Source organism: Limnohabitans sp. 15K (assembly GCF_002778285.1).
GTDB lineage: Bacteria > Pseudomonadota > Gammaproteobacteria > Burkholderiales > Burkholderiaceae_C > Limnohabitans_A.
The window spans coordinates 266,035-289,549 of sequence record NZ_NESM01000001.1 but is presented as its reverse complement, the minus strand read 5'-3'; the positions used below and the strand labels follow the sequence as shown (position 1 = coordinate 289,549).

Annotated in this window: 23 protein-coding genes and 1 riboswitch; of the genes, 14 read left to right on the top strand and 9 right to left on the bottom strand. The window is 57.0% G+C overall.

Features of this window, described 5'->3' with window-relative positions; all coding sequences use genetic code 11:
• Positions 1-2 precede the first annotated feature (2 nt).
• The 6 genes from B9Z40_RS01350 to B9Z40_RS01325 all read right to left on the bottom strand — a co-directional run bounded on the left by B9Z40_RS01350 (position 3) and on the right by B9Z40_RS01325 (position 6,817).
• The gene (locus tag B9Z40_RS01350; protein WP_100171533.1) at positions 3-1,262 is read right to left on the bottom strand and encodes a D-amino acid dehydrogenase; all 1,260 of its coding nucleotides are present in this window, start codon (positions 1,260-1,262) and stop codon (positions 3-5) included.
• A gap of 171 nt (positions 1,263-1,433) precedes the next feature.
• Positions 1,434-1,528: riboswitch (glycine riboswitch) on the bottom strand.
• A 102-nt stretch (positions 1,529-1,630) separates the two neighbouring features.
• Positions 1,631-1,996 (bottom strand): glycine cleavage system protein GcvH, encoded by a 366-nt coding sequence (gene gcvH / locus B9Z40_RS01345; protein ID WP_100171532.1) that lies wholly within the window; start codon positions 1,994-1,996, stop codon positions 1,631-1,633.
• 82 nt (positions 1,997-2,078) lie between these two features.
• The gene (locus B9Z40_RS01340) at positions 2,079-3,371 is read right to left on the bottom strand and encodes a TRAP transporter large permease (RefSeq protein ID WP_100171531.1); all 1,293 of its coding nucleotides are present in this window, start codon (positions 3,369-3,371) and stop codon (positions 2,079-2,081) included.
• Positions 3,368-3,880 (bottom strand): TRAP transporter small permease, encoded by a 513-nt coding sequence (locus B9Z40_RS01335; protein ID WP_100171530.1) that lies wholly within the window; start codon positions 3,878-3,880, stop codon positions 3,368-3,370. Before B9Z40_RS01335 ends, B9Z40_RS01340 begins: the two co-directional genes overlap by 4 nt.
• Before the next feature lie 88 nt (positions 3,881-3,968).
• On the bottom strand, positions 3,969-4,940 hold the full coding sequence (locus B9Z40_RS01330) for a TRAP transporter substrate-binding protein (protein WP_100171529.1): 972 nt from the start codon (positions 4,938-4,940) through the stop codon (positions 3,969-3,971).
• A gap of 185 nt (positions 4,941-5,125) precedes the next feature.
• Positions 5,126-6,817 carry an electron transfer flavoprotein-ubiquinone oxidoreductase gene (locus tag B9Z40_RS01325; protein ID WP_100171528.1) on the bottom strand — a complete coding sequence of 564 codons (1,692 nt, stop codon included), beginning with the start codon at positions 6,815-6,817 and terminating at the stop codon, positions 5,126-5,128.
• A gap of 151 nt (positions 6,818-6,968) precedes the next feature.
• Between B9Z40_RS01325 and B9Z40_RS01320 the strand changes: the two genes are divergently transcribed.
• Complete coding sequence (locus tag B9Z40_RS01320) at positions 6,969-7,751, top strand: SDR family oxidoreductase (protein ID WP_100172848.1); 783 nt, start codon at positions 6,969-6,971, stop codon at positions 7,749-7,751.
• An 11-nt stretch (positions 7,752-7,762) separates the two neighbouring features.
• Entirely contained in the window at positions 7,763-8,185 is a 423-nt protein-coding gene (locus B9Z40_RS01315) for a thioesterase family protein (protein WP_100171527.1), read from the top strand.
• A gap of 39 nt (positions 8,186-8,224) precedes the next feature.
• Here B9Z40_RS01315 and B9Z40_RS01310 read toward each other — a convergent pair whose 3' ends face one another.
• The gene (locus B9Z40_RS01310; RefSeq protein ID WP_100171526.1) at positions 8,225-9,109 is read right to left on the bottom strand and encodes a metal-dependent hydrolase; all 885 of its coding nucleotides are present in this window, start codon (positions 9,107-9,109) and stop codon (positions 8,225-8,227) included.
• A gap of 99 nt (positions 9,110-9,208) precedes the next feature.
• On the opposite strand from B9Z40_RS01310, the gene B9Z40_RS01305 reads away from it, so the two are divergent.
• Positions 9,209-9,877, top strand: a complete 669-nt coding sequence (locus B9Z40_RS01305) for a TetR/AcrR family transcriptional regulator (protein ID WP_233204747.1) — start codon at positions 9,209-9,211, stop codon at positions 9,875-9,877.
• 83 nt (positions 9,878-9,960) lie between these two features.
• Here the strand turns inward: B9Z40_RS01305 and B9Z40_RS01300 are convergent, their stop codons facing one another.
• Complete coding sequence (locus B9Z40_RS01300) at positions 9,961-10,554, bottom strand: peroxidase-related enzyme (protein ID WP_100171524.1); 594 nt, start codon at positions 10,552-10,554, stop codon at positions 9,961-9,963.
• 57 nt (positions 10,555-10,611) lie between these two features.
• On the opposite strand from B9Z40_RS01300, the gene B9Z40_RS01295 reads away from it, so the two are divergent.
• Entirely contained in the window at positions 10,612-11,037 is a 426-nt protein-coding gene (locus B9Z40_RS01295; protein ID WP_100171523.1) for a carboxymuconolactone decarboxylase family protein, read from the top strand.
• 53 nt (positions 11,038-11,090) lie between these two features.
• Here B9Z40_RS01295 and B9Z40_RS01290 read toward each other — a convergent pair whose 3' ends face one another.
• Positions 11,091-12,272, bottom strand: coding sequence for an OmpP1/FadL family transporter (locus B9Z40_RS01290; protein ID WP_143473914.1), 1,182 nt, complete (start codon positions 12,270-12,272; stop codon positions 11,091-11,093).
• Between the two features lie 244 nt (positions 12,273-12,516).
• Between B9Z40_RS01290 and B9Z40_RS01285 the strand changes: the two genes are divergently transcribed.
• The 10 genes from B9Z40_RS01285 (at position 12,517) to B9Z40_RS01240 (ending at position 23,486) form a co-directional block, all read left to right on the top strand.
• A complete protein-coding gene (locus tag B9Z40_RS01285) occupies positions 12,517-13,185 on the top strand; it encodes a TetR/AcrR family transcriptional regulator (protein WP_100171521.1) in 669 nt (222 codons plus the stop codon).
• Positions 13,186-13,250: 65 nt separating this feature from the next.
• Positions 13,251-14,078: a DAPG hydrolase family protein gene (locus tag B9Z40_RS01280; protein WP_100172847.1), complete on the top strand. Its 828-nt coding sequence runs from the start codon at positions 13,251-13,253 to the stop codon at positions 14,076-14,078.
• A 21-nt stretch (positions 14,079-14,099) separates the two neighbouring features.
• Entirely contained in the window at positions 14,100-15,455 is a 1,356-nt protein-coding gene (locus B9Z40_RS01275) for an FAD-binding oxidoreductase (RefSeq protein WP_100171520.1), read from the top strand.
• A gap of 86 nt (positions 15,456-15,541) precedes the next feature.
• Complete coding sequence (locus B9Z40_RS01270; RefSeq protein ID WP_100171519.1) at positions 15,542-16,723, top strand: glutathione S-transferase family protein; 1,182 nt, start codon at positions 15,542-15,544, stop codon at positions 16,721-16,723.
• 79 nt (positions 16,724-16,802) lie between these two features.
• Positions 16,803-17,567, top strand: coding sequence for a crotonase/enoyl-CoA hydratase family protein (locus tag B9Z40_RS01265; protein WP_100171518.1), 765 nt, complete (start codon positions 16,803-16,805; stop codon positions 17,565-17,567).
• Between the two features lie 50 nt (positions 17,568-17,617).
• Positions 17,618-18,334 carry a crotonase/enoyl-CoA hydratase family protein gene (locus tag B9Z40_RS01260; protein ID WP_158238045.1) on the top strand — a complete coding sequence of 239 codons (717 nt, stop codon included), beginning with the start codon at positions 17,618-17,620 and terminating at the stop codon, positions 18,332-18,334.
• Position 18,335: 1 nt separating this feature from the next.
• Positions 18,336-20,006, top strand: coding sequence for an AMP-binding protein (locus B9Z40_RS01255; RefSeq protein WP_100171516.1), 1,671 nt, complete (start codon positions 18,336-18,338; stop codon positions 20,004-20,006).
• A gap of 83 nt (positions 20,007-20,089) precedes the next feature.
• Positions 20,090-21,721, top strand: coding sequence for a hypothetical protein (locus tag B9Z40_RS01250; protein ID WP_199172464.1), 1,632 nt, complete (start codon positions 20,090-20,092; stop codon positions 21,719-21,721).
• 46 nt (positions 21,722-21,767) lie between these two features.
• A complete protein-coding gene (locus tag B9Z40_RS01245; protein ID WP_100171514.1) occupies positions 21,768-22,742 on the top strand; it encodes a nitronate monooxygenase family protein in 975 nt (324 codons plus the stop codon).
• A gap of 72 nt (positions 22,743-22,814) precedes the next feature.
• Positions 22,815-23,486 (top strand): nitroreductase, encoded by a 672-nt coding sequence (locus B9Z40_RS01240; protein ID WP_100171513.1) that lies wholly within the window; start codon positions 22,815-22,817, stop codon positions 23,484-23,486.
• Positions 23,487-23,515: the final 29 nt, after the last annotated feature.

Below are 23,515 nucleotides of genomic sequence, written 5' to 3'. Positions count from 1 at the left end.
GATTAGGCGTGGGCAGGGGTCATGAAGGAGCGCACATTGTCCTGCATGCTGTTCATTACATGGCCCGCCAGTTGGTGCGCCGTGATGGCGCTCAGCGTCCAGCCCAAGTGGCCATGGCCTGTGTTGTAGAACACATTGGCTTTCTTGCCTGCCCCCACACGCGGCAGCATGTTGGGCATCATGGGACGCAGGCCCGCCCAAGGCTCCACGCGGCGGGTGTCCACGCCTGGAAAGCATTGGTTGACCCAGTTGACCAAGGGTTTTATGCGGTCGGCGCGGATGTCCAGGTCAATGCCATTGAACTCGGCGGTGCCCGCCACGCGGAAACGGTCAGTCCCCAAACGGCTGGTGACCAGCTTGGTCTCGTCGTCCAGCAGGCTCACCTGCGGGGCGGCGGCTTGGCTGGCGGCGTCGTTCAAGCCCACGGTGATCGAATAGCCCTTGACGGGGTAGATGTTCAAGCGGTCGCCCAGTTGCTCGGCCAGTTTGCGCCCGTGCACGCCAGCGCAAATCACGATGCTGTCAAAGCTGAGGGTCTCGGTCTGGCCTTGGTGCTGCACCTGCACGGTGGCGGTTTGGCCGTTGGATGCGACATTCAACACTTGGTGCTCGGTCAGGATCTTCACGCCCAGGCGTTCGCAAGCCTTGGCCAAGCCGAAGGTGAATTTGTGGATGTCGCCTGTCGAGTCACTTTCGGTGAAATAGCCGCCGTAGTACTGGCCTTGCAGCGTGGGCTCAATGGCCTTCATTTCGTCGGGGGTCACAGCGCGGCGCGGCAGGCCGCCTTGGGCCAACAGTTTGGAGACTTCGCCTGCATGGTCAAACCCTTTTTTGTCGCGGTAGATGTGCAGGATGCCTTCGCGCTTGTGGTCAAAGTCAATGCCTTCTGCTTTGGCCCAGGCAAAGTGGTGCTCGCGTGATTGAATGGCCAACTGCGTGGTGGCAATGGTGTTGTCTTTGTACTTGGGAATGGCGGCGACGAACTCGGCCATCCAGCTGAGTTTGTGCCATGTGGGCGCAGGGTTCATGAGCAAAGGCGCATCGCTCTTGAGCATCCATTTCAGACCCTTGACGATGGTGGAGGGATGGGTCCAGACCTCGGCATTGGAGGCCGACAACTGGCCGCCGTTGGCGTAGGACGTTTCCATGCCGGGGTAGCGGTTTTTCTCGATCAGGGTGACTTGAAGGCCTTGTTGGGCCAGGGCGTAGGCGGATGTGATGCCGGTGATGCCGCCGCCAATGATGACTATGTTTTTTTTCATCGAATTTTCTCTCAGTGAAACGTCTCAAACGGATGGACGAACTGCACACCGGATGTGTGCAGAACGACCCCCTCTGTTTGAAACCTGAGAGATTCACCCTGCAGCCAGAAAGGCTGGGGCTTGCTCCTGCGGTGTGCCGGGGGACGAATCCCGGCAACTCTTCAGAGTGCTTTGTTCACCACGGTCCTTTTGCCTGAGAGTTTCCGGGGTGGTTGCTCCTTCGGCGTTGAGGGCCTTTGGCCCCCAAGCTCTCCCACAGTGAACGTCGGACTGGATCCGACTCGGGGCGACGGTTGCAAAACCGGCGTCACCCTTGTGTTTTAGATTCTACGGCCTGAATTCAAGTCTGGCAGGCCCATGACAAAAAATCAGTCGGTGAGTTTTTTGTAATTGGCCTCGTCGTGCAAGGCGTCCAGGTCAGATAACTTTGTCAATTTGACCTTGAAGAACCAACCGGCCCCCAAAGGGTCCGAGTTGGCCAAAGAGGGATCGGCACGCAAGGCTTCATTGACTTCGAGGATCTCTCCCCCGGCAGGCATGTGCACATCGGCCGCGGCTTTCACCGACTCGACCACGCCAGCCACTTCTTTGGCGGCAAAGCTTTTGCCAATCTCGGGCAGGTCGACAAACACGATGTCGCCCAAGGTGTCTTGGGCATGCACGGTGATGCCCATCACGGCTGTATCGCCATCGCGTTGCAACCAGGTGTGCTCGTCAGAAAAAAGGAAGGACATGGGTGGATTCCGGAAAAACAGGGCTTCAATAAGAGCAAACGCCCCGAAGGGCGTTTGATATTTTCAAATTATAGGCAGAGGCTTATTTGAAGCCCATCACATGCGGCAGCCAGTTGGACAGGGCCGGCACAAAGGTCAGCAGCACCAGCACCACGCCGTGTGCCCACAGGAAGGGTTTGAGCTCTCGGGTGAGGTCGCTCAGCGGCACCTTGGACACGTTGGAGGTGACGAACAGCAAACCGCCAACGGGTGGCGTGATCATGCCCAGCGTGAGGTTGTAGATCACCACCATCGCAAAGTGAATGGGGTCGATGCCCAGCTTGGCGGCCACAGGGGCCAAGATCGGCACCAGCACCATAACGCCAGGCAACGGCTCGATGAAGATGCCAAAAATCAGCAAGAAAACGTTGATCACGATCAGGAAACCCCATGTGCTGAGGTTCATCCCAGAGATCCAATTGGCCACCATTTGCGGCATGCCTTCGATGGTCAGGATCCATGCAAACGAAGCAGAGGTGCCAATGATCAACAGCACCGACGCAGTGAGCAAAGCCGATCGCGAGAGGATGTCGGGCACGGCCTTCCATTCCAGCGTGCGGTAGACATACTTACCGCAGATCAGCGCATAAAACACCGCGACCACCGATGCCTCAGTGGGCGTGAACCAGCCAGCGCGCATGCCGCCCAAAATCAGCACGGGCAGCAAGATGGCGGGTAGTGCCTTCCAGGTGGTCGACAAAATCTCAGGGCCCGAGGGCATTTGCCCATCGCCCTTGTAGTTGCGTTGCTTGGAGACGTAATAGTTCACCACGCACATGGCCCCGGCGATCAACACACCCGGAATCAGCCCAGCAATGAACAGCGCGCCTACCGAGACGTTGTCGTCGGCCAGGGCGTAAATGATCATGATGATCGAGGGCGGGATGATCGGCCCCACGATGGCCGTGGACGCCGTGAGTGCTGCGGCATAAGGTCGGCCGTAGCCCGCCTTGTCCATCATGCGAATCAGCATGGAGCCGGGGCCTGCGGCGTCGGCCAAGGCCGAGCCCGAGATGCCCGAAAAGAAGGTGAGTGACACCACGTTGGTGTAACCGAGGCCGCCACGCTTATGTCCCACAAATTGGCCCGCAAACTTGAGCAGCACTTCGGTGAGCGAGCCGCCACTCATCAACTCGGCGGCCAAAATGAAGAAGGGCACGGCCATGAGCGGGAAGCTGTCTACCCCGGTGAAGGTTTCCTTGAGCAGGGCCAGCATCGGGTAGGCATCCGACAGCACCAAGGCGGTGACTGTTGACAGGCCCAGGGCAAAAGCCACAGGCACACCGATCGCCAAATAAATGCAGGCAGAAATCAAAAGGATCAGGCTGGCGCTCATAGGGATGCACTCGCGGTGGCGTCAAAGTGGGCGTCGCTCGCGAACTCGCGGCGGGCAATGTAGCTGCGCACAATCAGCAGCCAGTGGATCAGGGTCATGCTCATGCCCAGCGGCAAGGCCAGGTAAATCCAGGCGAACGAAATCTGAGTGGCGGGGGTGATTTGGTATTGGGTGCGGTCCATGTACTGCAGGCCAAACCAGATGGCAAAAATACAAAACCCGGTGATCAGCAGTGCAATCAAAAGCCGCAGCAACTGAGCCGCACGGTTGGGCAAAGCATCTTGCAGGTTATCAATGGCGATGTGGCCGCCATAACGCAACACGGGACCGCAGCCGACAAAGGTCAGCCAGATCATCATGTGGCGCGCGACTTCTTCGGCCCATTCGATCGACTGGTCAGTGGTGTAACGCAGCACCACATTGGTGAAGATGATCACCGACATGGCGCCCAAAATCAGAATCAGGGTCCAGCGGTTAAAAGCGAGAAAGTAGTCTTCAAATTTTTTCATGTGCTTCGCTCTGTCAAAAGCCGTGGACCCATCAAAAAGGCCTGTTCAACATGACGTTGAGACAGGCCTGTCCTGCGCAAGTTGAAAATCAGCGGATGTTCTGGATCTTGCGGATGTTATCAGCACCAAACTCTTTGGAGTAGGACGCATACGCTGGTGCCAAAGCATCACGGAAGGCTTGGCCATCCACTTTGCGGACCACCGTCATGCCGTCTTTTTCCAATTGGGCAATGCCAGAGTTCTCGTCGTCGTTGACCTTTTTACGCTGCGCCACTTTGGCTTTTTGCGTGGCTTCGTAAAACACCTTTTTGTCGGCGTCGCTCAGCTTGTTCATCAGGCGAGGCGAGGTGATCAACAGACCCGGCGAGTAAACGTGGCCCGTCAGAGACAGGTGCTTTTGTACTTGAGAGAACTTGGAGGCCAAGATCACAGGGATCGGGTTTTCCTGACCGTCCACAGTGCCTTGTTGCAAAGCGCCAAACACTTCAGGGAAGGCCATGGGCGTGGGCTGGATGCCGAAGGTTTTGTAGCCGTCCATGTGCACCTTGTTTTCCATGGTGCGCATTTTCAGACCCGATGCATCACCGGGCTTGACGATGGCACGTTTGTTGTTGGTCATGTGGCGGAAGCCGTTTTCAGTCCAACCCAAAGCCACCAAGCCTTTGGCTGGGAACTTGGTCAGAATGTCTTGGCCGATTTCGCCGTCCATCACCTTGCGGGCGTGGTCGTAGTCACGGAACAGGAAGGGGATGTCCACGATCTTGACTTCGGGCACAAAGTTGCCCACGGGGCCGGTAGAGGTGTTGACGATGTCGAGCGTGCCCAGTTGCACCGCTTCGATCATTTCGCGCTCACCACCCAAGGCACTGGAGGGGAACTGCTGGCACTTGTAGCGGCCTTGTGTGCCTTTTTCGACTTCGTCACAAAACACCGTGGAGCCGACACCGTAGTGCGAAGAGGCCGCCGTGGCGTAGCCCAGTTTCAGGACTGTTTGCGCAGATGCTGCGCCCACCAAACCCAAAGAAAGGCTCAGGCCCAGGGCCAGTTTGTTCAGTTTCATTGAAAGTCTCCTGTTGAAAATTGTGGGTGCGATGACAAAAAGTAACTTGTCATACAAATTTGATTATGGCGCGTTAGCTGGCGGGTTGGACTACGGGTTTTCGCGGGGGTGTCGAATTTCTGGTGGCGAACTTCGCAGTCTGTTCACGCCAACCAAAAGGCCCCAAGGGCCTCTCGGTTGCCCTGTCACATGCCTGTGTAATTGGGCCCGCCGCCGCCTTCGGGCGTGACCCAGACGATGTTTTGTGTGGGGTCCTTGATGTCACAGGTCTTGCAGTGCACGCAGTTTTGCGCGTTGATCTGCAGACGGTCCGAGTTGTCCGCGTTCTTGACGTACTCGTACACCCCGGCAGGGCAGTAACGCGCCTCGGGGCCTCCGTACTTGGCCAGGTTGATGTTCACCGGCACAGTTGCGTCTTTGAGCGTCAGGTGAGCGGGCTGGTTTTCTTCGTGGTTGGTGTTGCTGATGAAGACGCTGGAGAGGCGGTCAAAGGTCAGCTTGCCATCGGGCTTGGGGTAATCGATCTTGGGGCAATCGGCCGCAGGCTTCAGATACGTGTGGTCGGCTTTGTCGCGGCGCAGCGTCCAGGGCATGTGCCCGCGCAGCACGAACTGCTCGAAACCGTTCATGAGTGTGGCCACCGTCAGGCCCTTCTTGAACCAGGTCTTGAAGTTGCGTGACTTGTTCAGTTCGGTGTAGAGCCAGCTGGCTTCAAAAGCCTCGGGGTAGGCACTCAGCTCGTCATGCTGGCGGCCCGCCACGATGGCGTCGTAAGCCGCTTCGGCAGCCAGCATGCCTGTTTTGATGGCGGCGTGGCTGCCTTTGATGCGGCTCACGTTCAGGTAACCCGCATCGCAGCCGACCAAGGCACCTCCTGGGAAGACGGTTTTGGGCAGGCTCATCAAGCCGCCTGCCGTGATGGCTCGGGCACCGTAGCCGATGCGCTTGGCATTGACCTCGCCCTTGTCGTTGGTGAAATGCCACTTGATGTTGTTGTGGGTTTTCCAGCGCTGGAGCTCTTCAAATGGGCTGAGCCAGGGGTTGGCATAGTCCAGACCGACCACGTAGCCAATGGCGATTTTGTTGTCCTCCATGTGGTACATGAACGCACCGCCGTAGGTGTCGTTGTTCATGGGCCAGCCAGCGGTGTGCATCACAAAACCGGGTGTGTGGCGCGAAGGATCAATCTCCCAGACTTCCTTGATGCCGATGCCGTAGGTCTGCGGGTCGCGGCCTTCATCGAGTTTGTATTTGGCGATCAACTGCTTGCCCAAATGGCCGCGTGCGCCTTCGGCAAACACGGTGTACTTGGCGTGCAGTTCCATGCCCAGCTGGAAGTTTTCGGTGGGTTCGCCGTCTTTGCCCACGCCCAGATTGCCGGTGGCCACACCTTTGACGGAGCCGTCTTCGTTGTAAAGCACTTCGGCGGCGGTGAAACCGGGGAAGATTTCCACGCCCAGGTTTTCGGCCTGTTGGCCCAACCAGCGGGTGAAATTACTCAGGCTGATGATGTAGTTGCCGTGGTTTTGTGCGCACTCGGGCAAGAAGATGCCGGGGGTGCGGGTGGCACCGGTTTCAGACAAAAAGCTCCAGGCGTCGTCGGTCACGGGCTGGTTCAGCGGGGCGCCCAGTTCTTTCCAGTTGGGAAACAGTTCGGTCAGTGCTTTGGGGTCCATGATGGCGCCGGACAAGATGTGCGCGCCGGGCTCGCCGCCTTTTTCCAGCACGACCACCGACACGTCCTGGCCTTTTTCAGCGGCCAGTTGTTTGAGTCGAATGGCAGTAGACAGGCCGCCAGGGCCGCCACCGACCACGACCACGTCGTATTCCATGGATTCGCGGGGGCCGTAAGTGCTCAGGATTTCTTGGGGGCTCATGAACTTCTCTTCAGTGCAGGGGGTCAAAACAAATGCCCGGACTCTGTGCTGTCGGGCGTGTGACTCATTTTATGCGGCTCTTTGAGGCTTGGCCCGCACAATGGTGTCAGCAGTTGTTGCCCAAAATGGGTTCATTCTTGAAGGAGTTGTCATGGCTTATGAAATTGATTTGTCGGGCCGCGTGGCTTTGGTCACGGGGGCTTCGGGCGGTTTGGGGGCGCAATTTGCCCGAACACTGGCCGCAGCAGGTGCAGGCGTGGTGTTGGCCAGCCGCCGCATCGACAAGCTCAAGGACCTGCGCGCCGAGATCGAAGCAGCAGGGGGCGACGCCCATGTGGTCGAGATGGACGTGACCGACCGCCACAGCATTGCGGCTGCCGTGGCGCACGCCGAAACCGAGATGGGCAGCCTCGACATTTTGGTCAACAACTCGGGCGTGAGCACGACCCAGCGCATCCAGGATGTGACGGAAGAGGATTACGACTTCATCATGAACACCAATGTGCGCGGTGCATTTTTTGTGGCGCAAGAGGTGGGCAAACGCATGTTGGCCCGGGCCAAAGGCGCTGCGCCTGGCAGCTTCACGGGCGGGCGCATCATCAACATCGCTTCGATGGCGGGCCTCAAAGTGCTGCCGCAAATTGGTGTGTATTGCATGAGCAAGGCCGCCGTGATCCAGATGACCAAGGCTTTTGCGGTGGAATGGGGCAAATTTGGCATCAACGTGAACGCGATTTGCCCGGGCTACATCGACACCGAGATCAACCACCACCACTGGTCAACAGAGCAGGGTCAAAAGCTCATCAGCATGCTGCCGCGCAAGCGTGTGGGCCAACCGCAAGATCTGGATGCCTTGCTCATGCTGTTGGCCAGCGACCAAAGCCATTTCATCAATGGCGCGGTCATTTCGGCTGACGACGGATTTGCTGTCTGAGGAGCCAAGCCATGAAGTTGGAGCTGCCTGAACACAAAAAACTGGTGCATGAGCTGGTGATCCCCATCCGTTGGGGCGATATGGACGCCATGGGCCACGTCAACAACACGGTCTACTTTCGCTACTTGGAGTCCACCCGCATCGATTGGTTCGACAAAATCGGCTTTGTGCTCAACCCCAAAGGCGAGGGGCCGGTGATTGTGAATGCGTTTTGCAATTTTTACCGGCAGTTTGAATACCCGGGCGACATCTTGGCCAAGATGTATGTCAGCGATCCAGGTCGCACCACGTTTGAAAGCTGGTGCACGTTGGAGCGGGTCGACCAGCCTGGCCGCGTGGACGCAGCGGGGGGGGCCACCACCATTTGGGTGGATTTCCCGCAGCAAAAAGCCGTGACCATGCCTGACTGGGTGCGCGAAAAAGTCACGCCCTGATCAGGGTGGTTCAGGGCCGGCTAGGCCTGCTTGAGCGTCTTAAGCCTTGGCCCCGACCGCCGTCCATTGGTCGGCATGGTTTTGCAGCCAGTCTTTCGACAAGGTCTCGCTGCCCACTTGCATGGGGTGAAAGTCTTTGCGGGTGTATTCCCAAACGGGTTTGGCCACGCGCCAAACCATGCCGTGGCGACCGAACAAGAACTTGCCTGCTGACCACCAGGTGGAAGGCTTAAAGAGCGTCTTGTCGTGCCAGAGGTTGTTGACCGTTTGGCGAAATACGTCGGTGCTGAACTGGATGGTGACGTACCAAAACCAGCGCATGCGCCAAGTGTGGTTGCCCCCTAAGCGTTGGTACAGGTCAAAGGCCACGCATTTGTGCTCGGACTCTTCGGCCGCGTGCCAGCGCCAGAGGGTTTTAAGAGGGTCTTCTGCACCAGCGAACCAGTCGCCTGGCTGGTCCAGTCGGTCCAAGGTCAGGTCGCCAAAAATCGAGGTGTAGTGCTCAAAAGCGGCGGTGATGGCCAGCTCGTGCAAGTAACCTTTCTCGCTTTTGCTGAAAAATTCTTCGCGGCCTTTCTTCAGGCGGCGCTCTGCGCGAGGCCCCCAGTGGTTCACCAAGCCTTGCTTTTCAAGGTGGGCGTTGTACAGCGCATGCAGGTGGCGGTGCGTGGCTTCCTGGCCAATAAAGCCTTTGGCAACGCTTTTCAGGTCAGCGTTCTCTGGTGTGTCGGGCAAGACTTTGGCACCGTTCTTGACCGAATCGATGAAGGATTGCTCTCCCACGGGAAAGCTCATGGACAGTGCATTGGCGTAGGCGGTGAGGAAGGCGTCGCCGCCATTCCAGTGGCGTGAAAAACCTTGGCTCAGGTCAACCGACAAGCGGCGAACCGTCAGGTCGGAAGGGGCTGCTGCGTGAGTGCTCATGGGGAGTGCCTTGGAAATCGATCAGAATGTGAGCATTGTTCAGGTTTTGCAAAGACCTTGCAACTCGCGATCTGCTCACATTTTTTGAAGGGCTTTTTTATGGCCACGGCCAAACCTTCCAAGACGACACCTCAGCCGCAAGCCTTGCCCAGCATCAGGCGCCAGCCTTCGCAGGCCCGGGCCCAGCAAACCATGCAAACGCTGTTCAAGGCGGCTGCTCAGATTTTGGACAAGGAGGGCGAGGCGGGTTTGACCACCAACAAGGTGGCTGCGGCAGCTGGTTTTTCGATTGGCACGCTGTACCAGTACTTTCCGAGCAAAGAGGTGCTGGTGCGCGCCATGGCGGCCAAAGGCCAAGACATGGTGCTGCAAGCCCTGGAGCAATATTTGGCGGCACTCGAGCTCAGACCAGACGTGGCCCAGATGGACCCGCAAGACTTTCTGCGCCAAGCCATGAAGATTTTGCTGCAGGGATTTGCCACGGGCAAAGGCTTTAGCCAAAGTTTGATTCGCCTGGGCTGGCTGATGGAGCAACCGCAAGAGACGGCCAGCGTGGTGCGCCAAGTGGCCGATCGTTTGGCGATCTTCTTTGAGCGCATCAACCATCCTGCCTTGAAATCACCATCGCCCGCACAGTTGTTTGTGCTCAGCCGCTCGGTGATCGGCACCCTGCGCAGCGCCAGCCTCGAAAAATCACCGCTCTTGGGCAGTGCGGCGCTCGAGGACGCGCTGGTGCAGGTGGCTTGGGCCTTGCTGGCCCGCAAGTGATGTGGGAGCCCCGCCCCCGGGGCGATGGTTTGGGGTCTGACGGGGGCGTTTTCGCGGCGAGGGCGCCGCTCCTACAGCGGAGGTCAGGCGGGTTTGACTTTGGGCGCACGGCCCATCAGATAAAACTCGGGGTTGGGCATCATGCCGCTGAAGCTGGCCATGCGGTTACTCAGACCAAAGAAGGCCGTGATCGCCGCGATGTCCCAGATATCCTCGTCGTTGAAGCCGTGCGCATGCAGGGCGGCAAAGTCGGCTTCTTCCACTTCGTCGGAGTGCTGGCACACCTTCATCGCAAAGTCCAGCATGGCGCGCTGGCGTGGGCTGATGTCGGCCTTGCGGTGGTTGATGGCCACTTGGTCGGCCACCAGCGGTTTCTTTTCGTAGATGCGCAGAATAGCCCCGTGCGCCACCACGCAATACAGGCAGTGGTTGGCCGCGCTGGTGGTGGTCACGATCATCTCGCGCTCGCCTTTGGTCAGGCCACTCGCGCGCCCCACCGACTCGGGCACCATCAGGGCGTCGTGGTAGGCAAAGAAAGCCCGCCACTCGGCTGGGCGGCGTGCAAAGGCCAGAAACACATTGGGGACAAAACCGGCTTTTTCTTGCACTTCCAACACTTTGGCTTTGATGTCGTCGGGCAAGTCATTGATATCGGGGGCAGGGTAGCGTGTGCTCATGGCGTCTCCAATGGGTGATATTTTTGATTATGCTCATGACACTTCAAGGAGCCTGTCATGTCCAACACACCTTCACGTTCACCCATCGAGCAAGCCCGCGACGCCCGCCCCGAAGACGCCGCCTTCCAGGCGGGCCTGACCACCCGCACCCAGGTCATGGGCCCCGAGTACGTGGACCGCGCCTTGGGCGCCGCCACCGACTACACCATGCCCATGCAGGAGTTCATCACGGCCAACGCCTGGGGCAATGTCTGGCAACGCCCAGGCCTGGACCTGAAAACCCGCAGTTTGATCACCGTGGCCATGCTCACGGCCCAGGGCAAACAGCACGAGCTCAAGGCCCATGTGCGCGGCGCCCTGAACAACGGCGCCACCCCCGAAGAGCTGCGCGAAGTCATGCTGCACGCCACGGTGTACTGTGGCTTTCCTACCGCGATTGACGCCTTTCGCAGCGTCACCGAAGTGGTCGAATCTCTGGCCTGAGGGGCGTGGAGACCGCGCACGGCCAGAGATCGCCTGGGTCTGAAGCGATGGCTTTAAAAGCGTGACTGGTAACCCAGTCGCAGCACTTGTGTATGCCCCTGCAGAGAAACGCCTGAACTTGCACCTGTGCCGGTCAGTGTTCTCTGGGGCGCAGCATCAAAACTGAAACTGATGTCGGATTTATCATCGAGTTTCATGCTCGCGCCAACAGCGATGTTGCTGTTGTCGATGGCTGGCGACAGAATGTTTTGCATCACTCGGCTGCTGTCGATTTGTGCGGTGTTTTTGCTGTAGCCTGCGCGCAGAGTCCATGTTGGGTTCAGTTCCCAAGCCGCCCCGACTTTGAAGATTTTTTGATCGCTCCAGCGAGGGCCGGCAGGATCCTGATTCGCTTTGACCGCAGCGTAATTGACTGTGATCCAGTCGGCCGCTAAGGTCACTGCAGGCGTCACTTTCCAGGCTGCACCGATGCCGTAATCGGAAGGCAAATCGACTTTGCCTTGGCTGTACAAAAGAATGTCCTGAGAATAACCTGACAGGGCGCTCATCGATGTTTTGGATCGGTAAGTGGTGCCCAGTGAAAGTTCTGGGGTGACGTTCCACAAGGCACCCAGTCGGGCACTCCAACCCGATGCCGATTGCGTGCCGTGACCTGGGACCGCTGCCATGCCGACACCCGGAATCGCCAGCAGAAGACCTTGAGAGTTCAGTTCTTGTTTGGCGTAAATCACGCTCAATCCCAATGCCAAATCGGCGCGGGGTTTCCATGCTGCACTGTGTGCGATCTCGGCAATCTTGCGATTGGATTTCAAGTTTTGTGCTGTACCCAGGACGGGTGTGCCCGGTGGCAAAGGCAGTGGGGCACCATAGTCAGAGCCCGCGCCTGCACCTGAGATGGTCACACCGACTGTCCATTCTGGATTCAAGACTTTGGCGAATCCACCCTCGGGTGCCATGACGGTGGTGTTGTCACGGAGATTGACCGGACCGACCGATGCGGTGGTGTTGCCACTGAACGCTACGAGATTGACAGCAAAAGATGTGGGTACAAAGCCCAATCCAGCAGGGTTGTTGACTGGTGCGGAGGCGTCCAGTGGCAGGGCAATTGATGCGCCGCCCATGCCTGCGTTTTTGATACCATAACCATTCAACTGGATGCCGTTGACCGCCCAAGCATTGCTCGCGAGCAAAGCCATTGTGGTGCCGCTTGCGCTGACTTTCAGGATGGTTTTCAAGATGTCTTGATGCGTTTTTTTTCTGCATGTTTATCTCCAGTGCGTGTTCGGTGTTGAAAAATGACACCCTCTTGAGAAGGCGCAAGTTGATCGAACTCAACTTGATTTAATTATGCTTATCGGTATAAATAAATTGCTAGCTAGGACTTTCACCTAGACGTTTGTGACCATGGGCCGGATGTATCCACGCCATGACTTATCCACCCTCAAGCGCTTGGCGCTATTGAGTTAAAGTTCATGCCCTATGCATGCCAACACGCCCGAAACGCCAACGCCACGCAGGCGCGGACGTCCTGTCAAGAGCGACATCGATGCCGCTGTTGTCATTCGCCAGGCCGCCCTCAAGGCATTTGCCCGCGCAGGCTTTCAGGGGGCCAGCATTGTCGAAATAGCTCAATTAGCAGGCGTCGCCAAGCCTCTGGTGCATTACCACTACGCGTCCAAAGACGTGTTGTGGGAAGCCGCTGTGAGCGGAGCTATGGCAGATCTGATGGCAGATATGGCCAGTTTTCAAAAAGATTTGAGTGCCTTGCCGATCCAGGATTTGCTGCGAAAGTCTGCCAAGCAATTGGTGGTTTTTGCGTCACGTCATCCTGCCCTGGTACATATCGTTGTGGATGAAACAGCCAAGGGTGGCGCTCGTGCGCAATGGCTGCAAGAACATTTTTTGCTGCCCAGCTATGCCATGGCCAAAAACCTTCTCAACGTTGTTGCCATGATGCAAAACCCCGCGATTGCCCCATTGCCCGTTGAGCACATCGTGCCCATGGTTTTGGGGGTTATGAATTTCGCTTTTATGGAAGCACAGGTGATTCGCAAGGCCTATGGTGTGGATGTCTATTCAGACGTGTACATCGAACGCCATGGGGAATTGCTTTTTCAACTCCTGAGCGGCTTGCTTTCCAAAACTTAGGGAAAGTTCTAGGGTGAATTTATTATGCTGATTGGCACAATAAAACCTTGCCCAAGGATTTTCCCATGTCTATACGCCATCCCAAAGCGCTGCATCTGGGCTACTCGCCATCTGAGCTTGCCAGCAGTCCTTATGCACGTTTTTTCAAGACGGATGTATCACCGCTGGCCGATCATGTTAACGAAGCCTTGCTGGTGGGTACCCAGCCCAGCGAATTGTTTCCGGATGTTAATCAAGCCCGCTTGCTTTTGAACCCGGGATACTGGCCCATAGAGACGGGTTATGGCTTGGGGCCTGACGGATCGGTGCAAGTCTTTGCACTCACTCCGATGCCAAGGGTCACGCCTGCCATGTGGGACTGGTGGTTCGCCTGGCACGGCAGCGAGGCGCAGCGCTACAAACTGTGGCACCCCCGCGCCCATTTGCACGTCGTTTGGGCCGATGGCCGCGCTGACCTGACGCACTACGTGGGTCGCGTCTCCAAAGTCGTGGAATACGTGGGGCCAGAACGCCTAGATTTGACCATCCGCTTTGTCTCGCCCGCCAGTCTGGGTTTGGATGAACACACGCTCCAGCAGCAAGGTGAAGTCGCCATTTGTGCACGAGGCGGTATCGCTGGCACGCCCGTAGAAACAGGCTGGTTGATTCACCATCTCCGGCCCGTCGCTGGGGGGTGCGAAATGCGGTCTCGCTTTTGGTTGGGGGGGCGCCATGTTCAGTTGCGAGGCACCAAGGGGGTGATGGGTTCACTGTTGGGTCGTGCCGCGGCTTATTTCAACCCCTTGAGTGCAAGTCAAGGCGCTGAATTGTTAGTGCACTGTGCTCAGGAAATGAGCCATCTGGCGACCATCTTGCCTGAGCTCTACAAAGAGTTTGGCCCTCACTCACGCTGAACAAACACAGGAGTTTTCTTCATGCAACGCACATCCTCACGCGGCCAGATTTTTCGCCGTGGACAAGCTGGCTTTGAGCAAGCTGTTCTGGGCACGAGTTTTACAACCAGAGATCCAGGGCGTCGGCCGGACATCGTGGTGCAGGCCAATGACCTTAGCGAAGTCATCACAGCAGTTCGTCAAGCCCATCAAAATGACATGCACATCGGCATGTGCTCGGGTGGTCACAGCTGGGCGCAAAACCACATCCGAGAGGGCGGCATGATGCTGGACCTTTCGCGCCTCAACTCGATCGAAGTCAACCCCACCCAGATGACAGCCATCATCGGCCCGGCGGTTCTTGCGGGTGAACTGAATTTGGCCTTGGTGCCGCACAAGTTGTTCTTCCCAACTGCTCACGCCTGGACTGTGGGTATGGGCGGCTTTCTGCTGCAAGGCGGGTTCGGTTGGAATAGCCGCAACGTGGGTGTCGGGTGTCAAAACGTCATTGGGATCGATGTGGTCCTGGCCGATGGCACATTGGTGCATGCCAACGAAATTGAAAATGCCGATTTGTTCTGGTCTGCTCGCGGTTCAGGTCCAGGGTTTTTCGGTGTGGTGGTGCGCTTTCATTTGAAGCTGCACAAGCGTGCCAAATTCATTGGCATGAAATTGCAGGTGTTTCGCATCAAGCACCTTGAAGAAGTCTTGGCCTGGGCCGATCGTGTGGGGCCTACCGTGTCACCTAATGTGGAATTCCAGATGGTCATGAACCCCAAGGCCACATTGATCAATGCGCATGGCATCGAGGTGGTGTCACCGGTCATGGCCGACAGTTGGAAGGAGGCTCGCGAGTTGGTGGCATTCATGTCGAACAGCCCGGTACGATCCAAAGCCAGTTTCACGCTGCCGCTGCTGCCCATGTCGCTGAATTTCATGATGAAGGCGGGCGAAAAAACCTTGTTCTTGTCCAACACCCGCTGGAGCGCCGACAACATGTGGATGGACAGCCCCGTCGATCCGCTGCTGCCCGCGATTCGCAGCATCGCGGACACCCAGCCGCCTCATCCCAGCCATGTCCTTTGGCTCAACTGGAATGGTCCGGTGCAGCGCCCGGACATGGCTTTTTCTCAAGAACACCGCACCTATTTGGCGCTGTATTGCGGTCTTGGCAAAGGCGTGGATGAAGCCAAGCATGCCAACTGGGCAACGGATCACATGAAAGCCTTGGAGCCATGGAGCCGGGGTATTCAACTGGCCGACGAAAACCTGGCCCGCAGGCCCTCCAAATTTGTGTCTGACGCCAACATGGTTCGGCTCGATCAAGCCAGGGCCAAGTATGACCCTCAGGGGCGCTTTCATCCTTGGATGGGGCGTTTGCCCGCTCCAAGTGCATGAGACACAAGTCGTCAATCGAATGACCGTCATTGGGCCAAACGTTTGGTTTGTCCGGCCCAGCGATTTTTGAATGGAGAGTTAAGAAAATGACCACCGCAGTTGATCCGAAACGTCCATACATTCTTTGGGGCACGCCCCACTCGCTTTACACCGGCAAAGCACGGTCCTGCTTGATCAAGAAAGGGCTTGCATTCGTCGAACGTTGTCCTTCGCATCCGGATTACAAAGCGCGCGTTCGTCCGGCGGTCGGGTTGGTGACCTTTCCAGTGCTTGAAACGCCAGAGGGGCATTTCATTCAAGACTCGACGGACATCGTCACTTATTTGGACGCTCTGGATGCTCAGGATTCTGCAAATTCGATGTGTCCAAATTCGCCGCTACAGCGGGTGGTGGCACGACTGATCGACGGCTTTGGCCTCGAGGGCATGCTGCAGGCCGCCATGCACTACCGCTGGAGCTATCGCGACGAGCAGGAACTGTTCTTGCAGACTGAATTCGGACGTGGACTCTACGCCGGACCAGACCCCGAAGCACGAAGGGCTGCTGGCAGGCGTGTGATGGATTTCTTCAGCGCCAGCTTGCCAGCTCTGGGCATCACCCCGCAGACCCAGCCTGCGATCGAGGCGGCATATGAAGAACTTCTGGAAGCTCTTGACGTTCACTTTCAGAGCTATCCCTATGTGATGGGCTGGCGTGTCAGCATGGCCGACCTGGGACTGATTGCGCCCATGTACGCGCACCTTGGGCGCGACCCTTACCCGACAGCGCTGATGAAAAAGCGCGCGCCCAACGTGGCGCGCTGGGTAGAGCGCATGCAATTGCCCAATACACCCGATGGCGAATTTGCAACGCATGAAGCCGATTGGTTGCCCGATGACACCATCCCTGCCACGTTGGAGCCAGTGCTGACCTTGATGTTCAAAGACTGGGGACCTCAGCTTTGTGCAGACATGGCGATCTACCAGCAATGGTGTGATGCCCACCCTGATGCGCCATCAGGTCAATTGATTCACTTCAGCAATGACCCCGTGGTGCACCCCACTGTGGGCATGGTCCGCTACACATGGCGTGGTGTCCAGGTGCAACGTGCCAGTGCCGTGCATGGCTTGTGGCTGTTTCAAATGGCTCAACTTGCTGCACAAGATTTGCCCGGTGAGGCCGCGCAAAACCTGGCGGCGCTGTTGCAGCGCACAGGGGGGCAGGAGGTGATGACCTTGAATCTGCCTCGCCAGATCGAGCGTCGAAACAACGTGCTGGTGCTCCAGTAACCCAAGGCAATTCCTCATCCAAACGCTGCGTTTTCATCAGCGTCAAGTCAAGCAATATTTCAATCATCAGGAGTTTTCAATGAGCGACACAGTGCAGGTGAGCGTCGATCAAGGCGTCATGACGGTCACGATCAATCGCCCCGAAGCCAAGAATGCGGTCAACCGCGAAGTGGCCGAGGGCATCGCTGTGGCTATGATCGCGTTGGACAGAAACCCGGCGATTCGCTTGGCGATTTTGACGGGTGCGGGCGGCATGTTCTGCTCAGGCATGGATCTGAAAGCCTATGTTCGTGGCGAATCGCCCTTCATCAATGGCCGTGGCTTTGGCGGGCTGTGCAGCAAACCACCCCAAAAGCCGCTGATTGCAGCGGTTGAAGGCTTTGCGCTGGCTGGAGGGTTTGAGCTGGCTATGGCTTGTGACCTCATCGTGGCCGGCGATGGCGCCCGTTTTGGCACGCCCGAGGTCAAGGTCGGATTGATTGCAGGTGCTGGCGGGCTGCTGCGCACGCCGCGCCAAATTCCCCAACGCGTTGCCATGGAAATGGCCCTCACTGGCGAGATGATCAGCGCTGCACGCGCGTACGAGTTGGGGCTGGTCAATCGGGTTGTGGCCTCAGGTGGGGCGCTGACTGCCGCACTGACATTGGCGCGTGTGATAGCCGCCAATGGGCCTCTTGCCGTAGCCGCCAGCAAGAAAGTCATATCCGAGTCGCAAGACTGGTCATCCCAAGAAATGTTTGCCCTGCAAGAACCCTTGCTTAAAGCGATTGCCACCAGCAAAGACGCCATGGAAGGGGCAACCGCTTTTGCTGAGAAGCGCCGACCTCAATGGCAGGGTTGCTGATCGATGCGCAAGCCCTCCAGCTCTTTAGCACTTTTTTATTTGGAACTGACATGAATACCCTGGTTCGTTATGACTTGAACAACGGTGTGGCAACGCTTCGCATGGACGACGGCAAAGCCAACGTCATGAACATCGCCATGCTGGCAGCCCTGAATGGGGCGCTGGATCGCGCAGAACAAGAAGCCAAGGTGGTGGTCTTGTCTGGCCGCGATGGTTCCTTTTCGGGTGGATTTGATTTGGGGGTTTTCAAGCGTGGCGGCCCCGACGTGCAGACCATGTTGGAGGAGGGGATGCGCCTGTGCGCTCGCTTGGTGGACTATCCACTGCCGGTGATCGCTGCTTGCACCGGCCATGCTGTTGCGCTGGGGGCCATTTTGCTGCTGTCATGCGACCTGCGTGTTGGTGTCGATGTGGGCGCCCGATTCCAGATCAATGAAGTACGGTTAGGCATGGTCTTGCCGCGACTGACAGTGGAGGTCTGTCTCAGAAAGCTGGCGCCGGCGCAAATGCACACCGCGACAACGCTGGGTATGCCCTTTACACCAGCATCTGCATTGTTGGCGGGCTTTGTCGACGAATTGGTGCCCGCTTACGCCATGCAAGAAGCTGTTCAACGGCACTGTGCCGACCTCCTCGCGCTGGACTCGAAGTCTTTCGCCATGAACAAGCACCGCATCAATGCCCAAGTGATGGAGGCCATGGCCGTTGCTATGAAGGCCGATATGGCCGAATGGAATGCAGCACATATGGGCATGGAGGTGGCTTGACATGGACACATCCTCCAACATGCTGGCCCTTCAAAGGCTCTACCACTGGGAAGCTACGGCTGCGCATCGCGTGTGCTTCACACAGCCCATGGGTCAAGGTTTGGTCGAGACATTCACATGGGCCGAAGCCGCTCATGAGGTGCGCTGCATGGCCAGCCATTTGCAATCGCTGGGACTTCCCCCGGGCAGCCGGATCGCGATTTGGGGGAAAAACACAGCACATTGGCTCATGGCCGACTGGGCCATCTGGATGGCGGGCCATGTCTCCGTGCCTCTGTATCCAACGCTGGCCAGCAAGACAGTGCGTCAAATTTTGGACCACAGCTGCGCGTGTCTGATCTTTGTCGGTAAACTCGACAACCCCGAAGCGATGAGGGCCGGTCTGCCCGAGCAGTTGCCTTGCATCAAGTTGCCTTTGAGTCCGCCATGGTCTGGTTCTGACTGGTCAGAGATCGTTCGGTTGCAGCGCCCCCTTCAGGGCCAAGTCATTCGCCCCGCCCAAGACCTGTGCACAGTGATGTACACCTCTGGGACCACTGGAAATCCCAAAGGCGTGATGCACAGTTTTGGCACGTTCCAATCGATCATTGCACAGGGGCTCGAACGTATTCCATTGGACGAAAACGACAGGATGCTGTCTTATTTGCCTCTGTCGCACATTGCCGAACGGGGTCTGGTTGAACACATGCTGTTGGCCACGGGCATGCATGTCTTTTTTGCGGAATCCCAAGAGACATTTGCACAGGACATGCAACGGGCACGCCCCACGTTCTTCTTTTCTGTACCCCGGTTGTGGCTCAAGTTTCGGGAAGGTGTACACGCCAAGATGCCACCCCAAAAGTTGGCGCTTTTGCTCAAAATTCCATTGCTCAATCGGTTGGTTCAAAAAAAGATATTGACCGCCTTGGGTTTGGACCAATGCCGTGTGGCCGCAGGAGGTGCCGCGCCCATGCCGCCTGAGTTGTTGCGTTGGTATGGCGCACTGGGTTTGAACCTCATCGAGTTGTATGGCATGACCGAGAACGGATGCACCCATACGACCGATGTACATCACCCCTTGCCTGGCAGCGTGGGGAAAGTTCTGAATGGCGTGAAATGCCGACTTGACCCGGAGACGAGTGAAGTGCAGGTCCTGTCCTCGGGGCTGATGGTGGGGTATTTTCTGGAGCCCCAATTGACCGCTCAAGCCTTCACATCGGACGGCTGGCTGCACACCGGAGACAAGGGATCGGTCGATGCGCAGGGCAATCTGAAACTGACAGGCAGGGTGAAAGACCTGTTCAAAACCAGCAAGGGCAAATATGTGGCACCCGCGGCCATAGAGGCCATGCTGTCGTTGATGCCTGGTGTGGAAGCCTGCTGTGTGGTGGGTGCCAACATGGCTCAACCGCTGGCCATTCTGGCACTGACACCTGAACGGGTCAAACAAGCCTTGGAGCCAGAACAGCGTCAAAAATTACAAGCCGATTTTGAACGTGAACTGGTCCTGATCAATCAACAGCTTGACCCGCATGAGCGGCTCTCTTGCCTGGTTCTCGATCAAACACCATGGACGGTGGATTCTGGATTCATCACCCCCACGTTGAAAGTCAAGCGCAACCAGATTGAAGCGGTGTATGGGCCTTCTTTTGAAGCCTGGTCCGAACTTCAAAAATCCATCGTCTGGCTTTAGGGCGCTGATTTTTAACCTGCCCGATGCATCTGTCATTCGCCACTCAAATTTACTTGTTGAATTATTTTTAAAGGAGACTGTTCATGAATTTATTTAAAAACTCACGAGGTATTTTTTTCTCAGGAATGTTGATGGCATCGCTGCAGGCTAGTGTGTCTTTGGCACAAAATTACGGCCCACCGCAGGCCGTGGTGGCACCGTCAAGTTTCAAAGGCGTTCATGGCTTGGCGATAGACAAGCAAGGGCGACTTCTGGCGGGTAGCGTGGTGGGGATGTCCATCACCCAGGTCGATGCCGCAACTGGCAAAAACACCATTTTGGTAGACGCTCCGCAAGGTCAGGCAGATGACATCGCCATCGGGCCCAAGGGCGAAATGGCCTGGACTTCGTTTCTGCAAGGTGTTTTGCGCATTCGTGAAAATGACAGTGCACCGATTCGAGTCATTGCCAAGGATCTCCCCGGCATCAACTCACTGGCCTTCGATCCAAAGAGCGGCAAGTTGTATGCATCCCAGGTTTTCTTGGGTGACGCACTTTGGGAAATTGATGTGACCGGTGTCAAACCTCCCCGCTTGATCAAAAAAGACATGGGCGGTCTGAACGGTTTTGAAGTGGGTGCAGATGGTTGGATCGTCGGACCTTTGTGGTTCAAAGGACAAGTTGTCAAGCTCAATCCAATCGATGGCGAGATGAAAGTCATCAACAGCGAATTCAAAGTTCCTGCTGCAGCCAACTTTGACAGCAAAGGAAATATCTGGGTCGTGGACGCTAAAACCGGCGGCTTGTACCGAATCCATGCGGCTGACGGCAAGCGCACACGCGTTGCACAACTGGAAACAGGCCTGGACAACCTGGCGCTGGACAAGAACGACAACATTTATGTTTCCAATATGGTGGACAACGGTGTGCAACAGATCAACCCAGTCACGGGCCAAGTTACACAAATCATCCAAGGCGGCATGGCGGCACCAGGCGGTATCAAGTTGTCGGAAGATGGCAAGACATTGTTTGTGGCGCACGTTTTTGGATTGCGTGCGGTCGATACCGTCAGCGGCAAACTCAACGACATCGCACGGATGCACGGTGACCCTATCGAATATCCGTTTGCCCTGTCTTTGTCCAAAGACCACTATGTGATGTCGAGTTGGTTTACAGGCACGGTGCAATTGCTCAATCGCAAAGACAAAAGCACCAAAGCTATGGGGCATGGCCTGGCCGCACCCATGGATGCCATCGAACTGGGCGATGGCCGGGTGCTGGTATTGGAGTTGGCTTCTGGCGCTTTGACGCAGTTGAGCGGCGCAGATTTGCATGACAAAAAACAAGTGGTCACGGGTTTACAAGGACCCACACAAATGATTCTTGGAAAAGATGGCGGCGTGTACATCACCGAGCTGTCTGGGCGGTTGGTTCGAGTGGACACCGCTGACTGGAGTCAGAAAACCATTTCAGAAGGACTGGCTGCTCCGGAGGGACTTGCACAAGCGCCGTCCGGAAAATTCATCGTCGCTGAAACAGCCAAGCGTCAGTTGACTGAAGTCGATCCGTCGAACGGCATCAAGCGGGTGATTGCTTCAGACTTGCCCATCGGCTTTGAAGCTGGTCCTGGCTTGCCACCGCCTTACTTGACGACGGGTGTGGCTGTTGCAGCCGATGGCACGGTTTATTTCAGTGCCGATCGGAACAACGGCATTTACAAAATCAAACCGCAATGATCGACTGGCGAGTTATTTTTTCCTTAACTGACGCAGGAAGCAAAACATGAAAACACGCATCACAGAACTCTTGGGCATTCGCCACCCGATCATGCAAGGGGGCATGCACCATGTGGGTTATGCCGAGCTGGCCTCGGCCGTGTCCAATGCCGGGGGCTTGGGCATCATCACCGGCTTGACCCAGAGAACGCCAGAGTTGCTGGCCAAGGAAATTGCGCGCTGCCGCCAGATGACCGATCAACCCTTTGGTGTGAATCTGACCTTTTTGCCCGCCTTCACTGCGCCCCCGTATCCGGAATACATCCGGGCCATCATCGAAGGCGGTGTCAAAGTGGTGGAAACCGCCGGGCGCAACCCGCAAGCCTACATGCCTGCATTGAAGGCGGCGGGCATTAAGGTGATTCACAAATGCACCTCGGTCAGACATGCCCTGAAGGCCGAAGAAATTGGCTGTGATGCGGTCAGTGTGGATGGCTTTGAGTGCGGCGGCCATCCTGGCGAGGACGACGTGCCCAATTTCATCTTGTTGCCCCGTGCGGCAGAGGAACTCAAAATTCCATTTCTGGCCTCTGGTGGCATGGCCGATGGCCGCAGCCTGGTGGCGGCCTTGGCCATGGGCGCTGACGGTATCAACATGGGAACCCGCTTCATTGCCACGCAAGAAGCGCCAGTGCATGAAAAAGTGAAGCAGGCCATTGTGGCCGCCAGTGAGCTGGACACCACGCTCATCATGCGGTCCATCAAGAACACCGAGCGCGTGCTGATGAATGAGGGCGTGAAGCGCGTTCAAGAGATTGAACGTGAAAAAGGCGCAGCCCTGAGCATCAGCGACATTGTTGAGCATGTGGCGGGCGTCTATCCCAAGGTCATGAACGATGGAGACCTTGATGCCGGTGCCTGGAGTTGCGGTATGGTGGCGGGGTTGATCCATGACGTGCCCACATGTCAGCAATTGGTCGATCGGATCATGGCGCAGGCCGATCAGCTGATTCGCCAGCGGCTCAGTGGCATGTTGGCTTGAGTAACCTAGGCATCACAGTTGAATTGACGGCTCAAAACTTTTCAACCATCCTTAGATGAGGAGACAAAACCCATGGAATTTTCAGAACTCATCAAGGCCCGAAAAAGCGTTCGCGGCTACCTGCCCAAACCCGTGCCACGCGAGGTGATCGAAGAGATCATTGAGGTGGCCAAGTGGTCGCCTTCGTCGATGAACACGCAGCCTTGGTATGTGCATGTGGTCACGGGCGAGCCTTTGGATCGCATTCGCCGGGGCAACACCGAGAACATGGTCAAGGGTGTGCCGCCCAAGCGCGACTTCCCGATGAAAGAGGCCTACGACGGTATCCACCGAAAGCGCCAGGTGGACATCGCCATTCAGCTGTTCGACGCCATGGGCATCGCCCGCGACGACAAAGAGCGGCGCACCGATTGGGTCATGCGTGGTTTTCGGCAGTTCGATGCGCCTGTGTCACTGGTGCTGACCTATGACAAATACCTCGAACCTGCGGCCATCAGCCAGTTTGACCTGGGCGCTTTGTCGCATGCGCTGGTGCTGGCCGCGTGGGAGCGCGGCTTGGGCAGCGTCATCAACGGCCAAGGCATCATGCAGTCGGCCGTGGTGCGTGAGCACGCGGGCATTCCAGATGACCAGAACATCATGATCTGCATCGCCATGGGCTACCCGGACGAAGACTTTGTGGCCAACAGTGTGAAGTCGGTGCGCGAAGACGCTGCCAACTTTGTGCGTTACGTCGGCTTCTGATCCCACTTTTGACCCAGGCGCCATCAGGC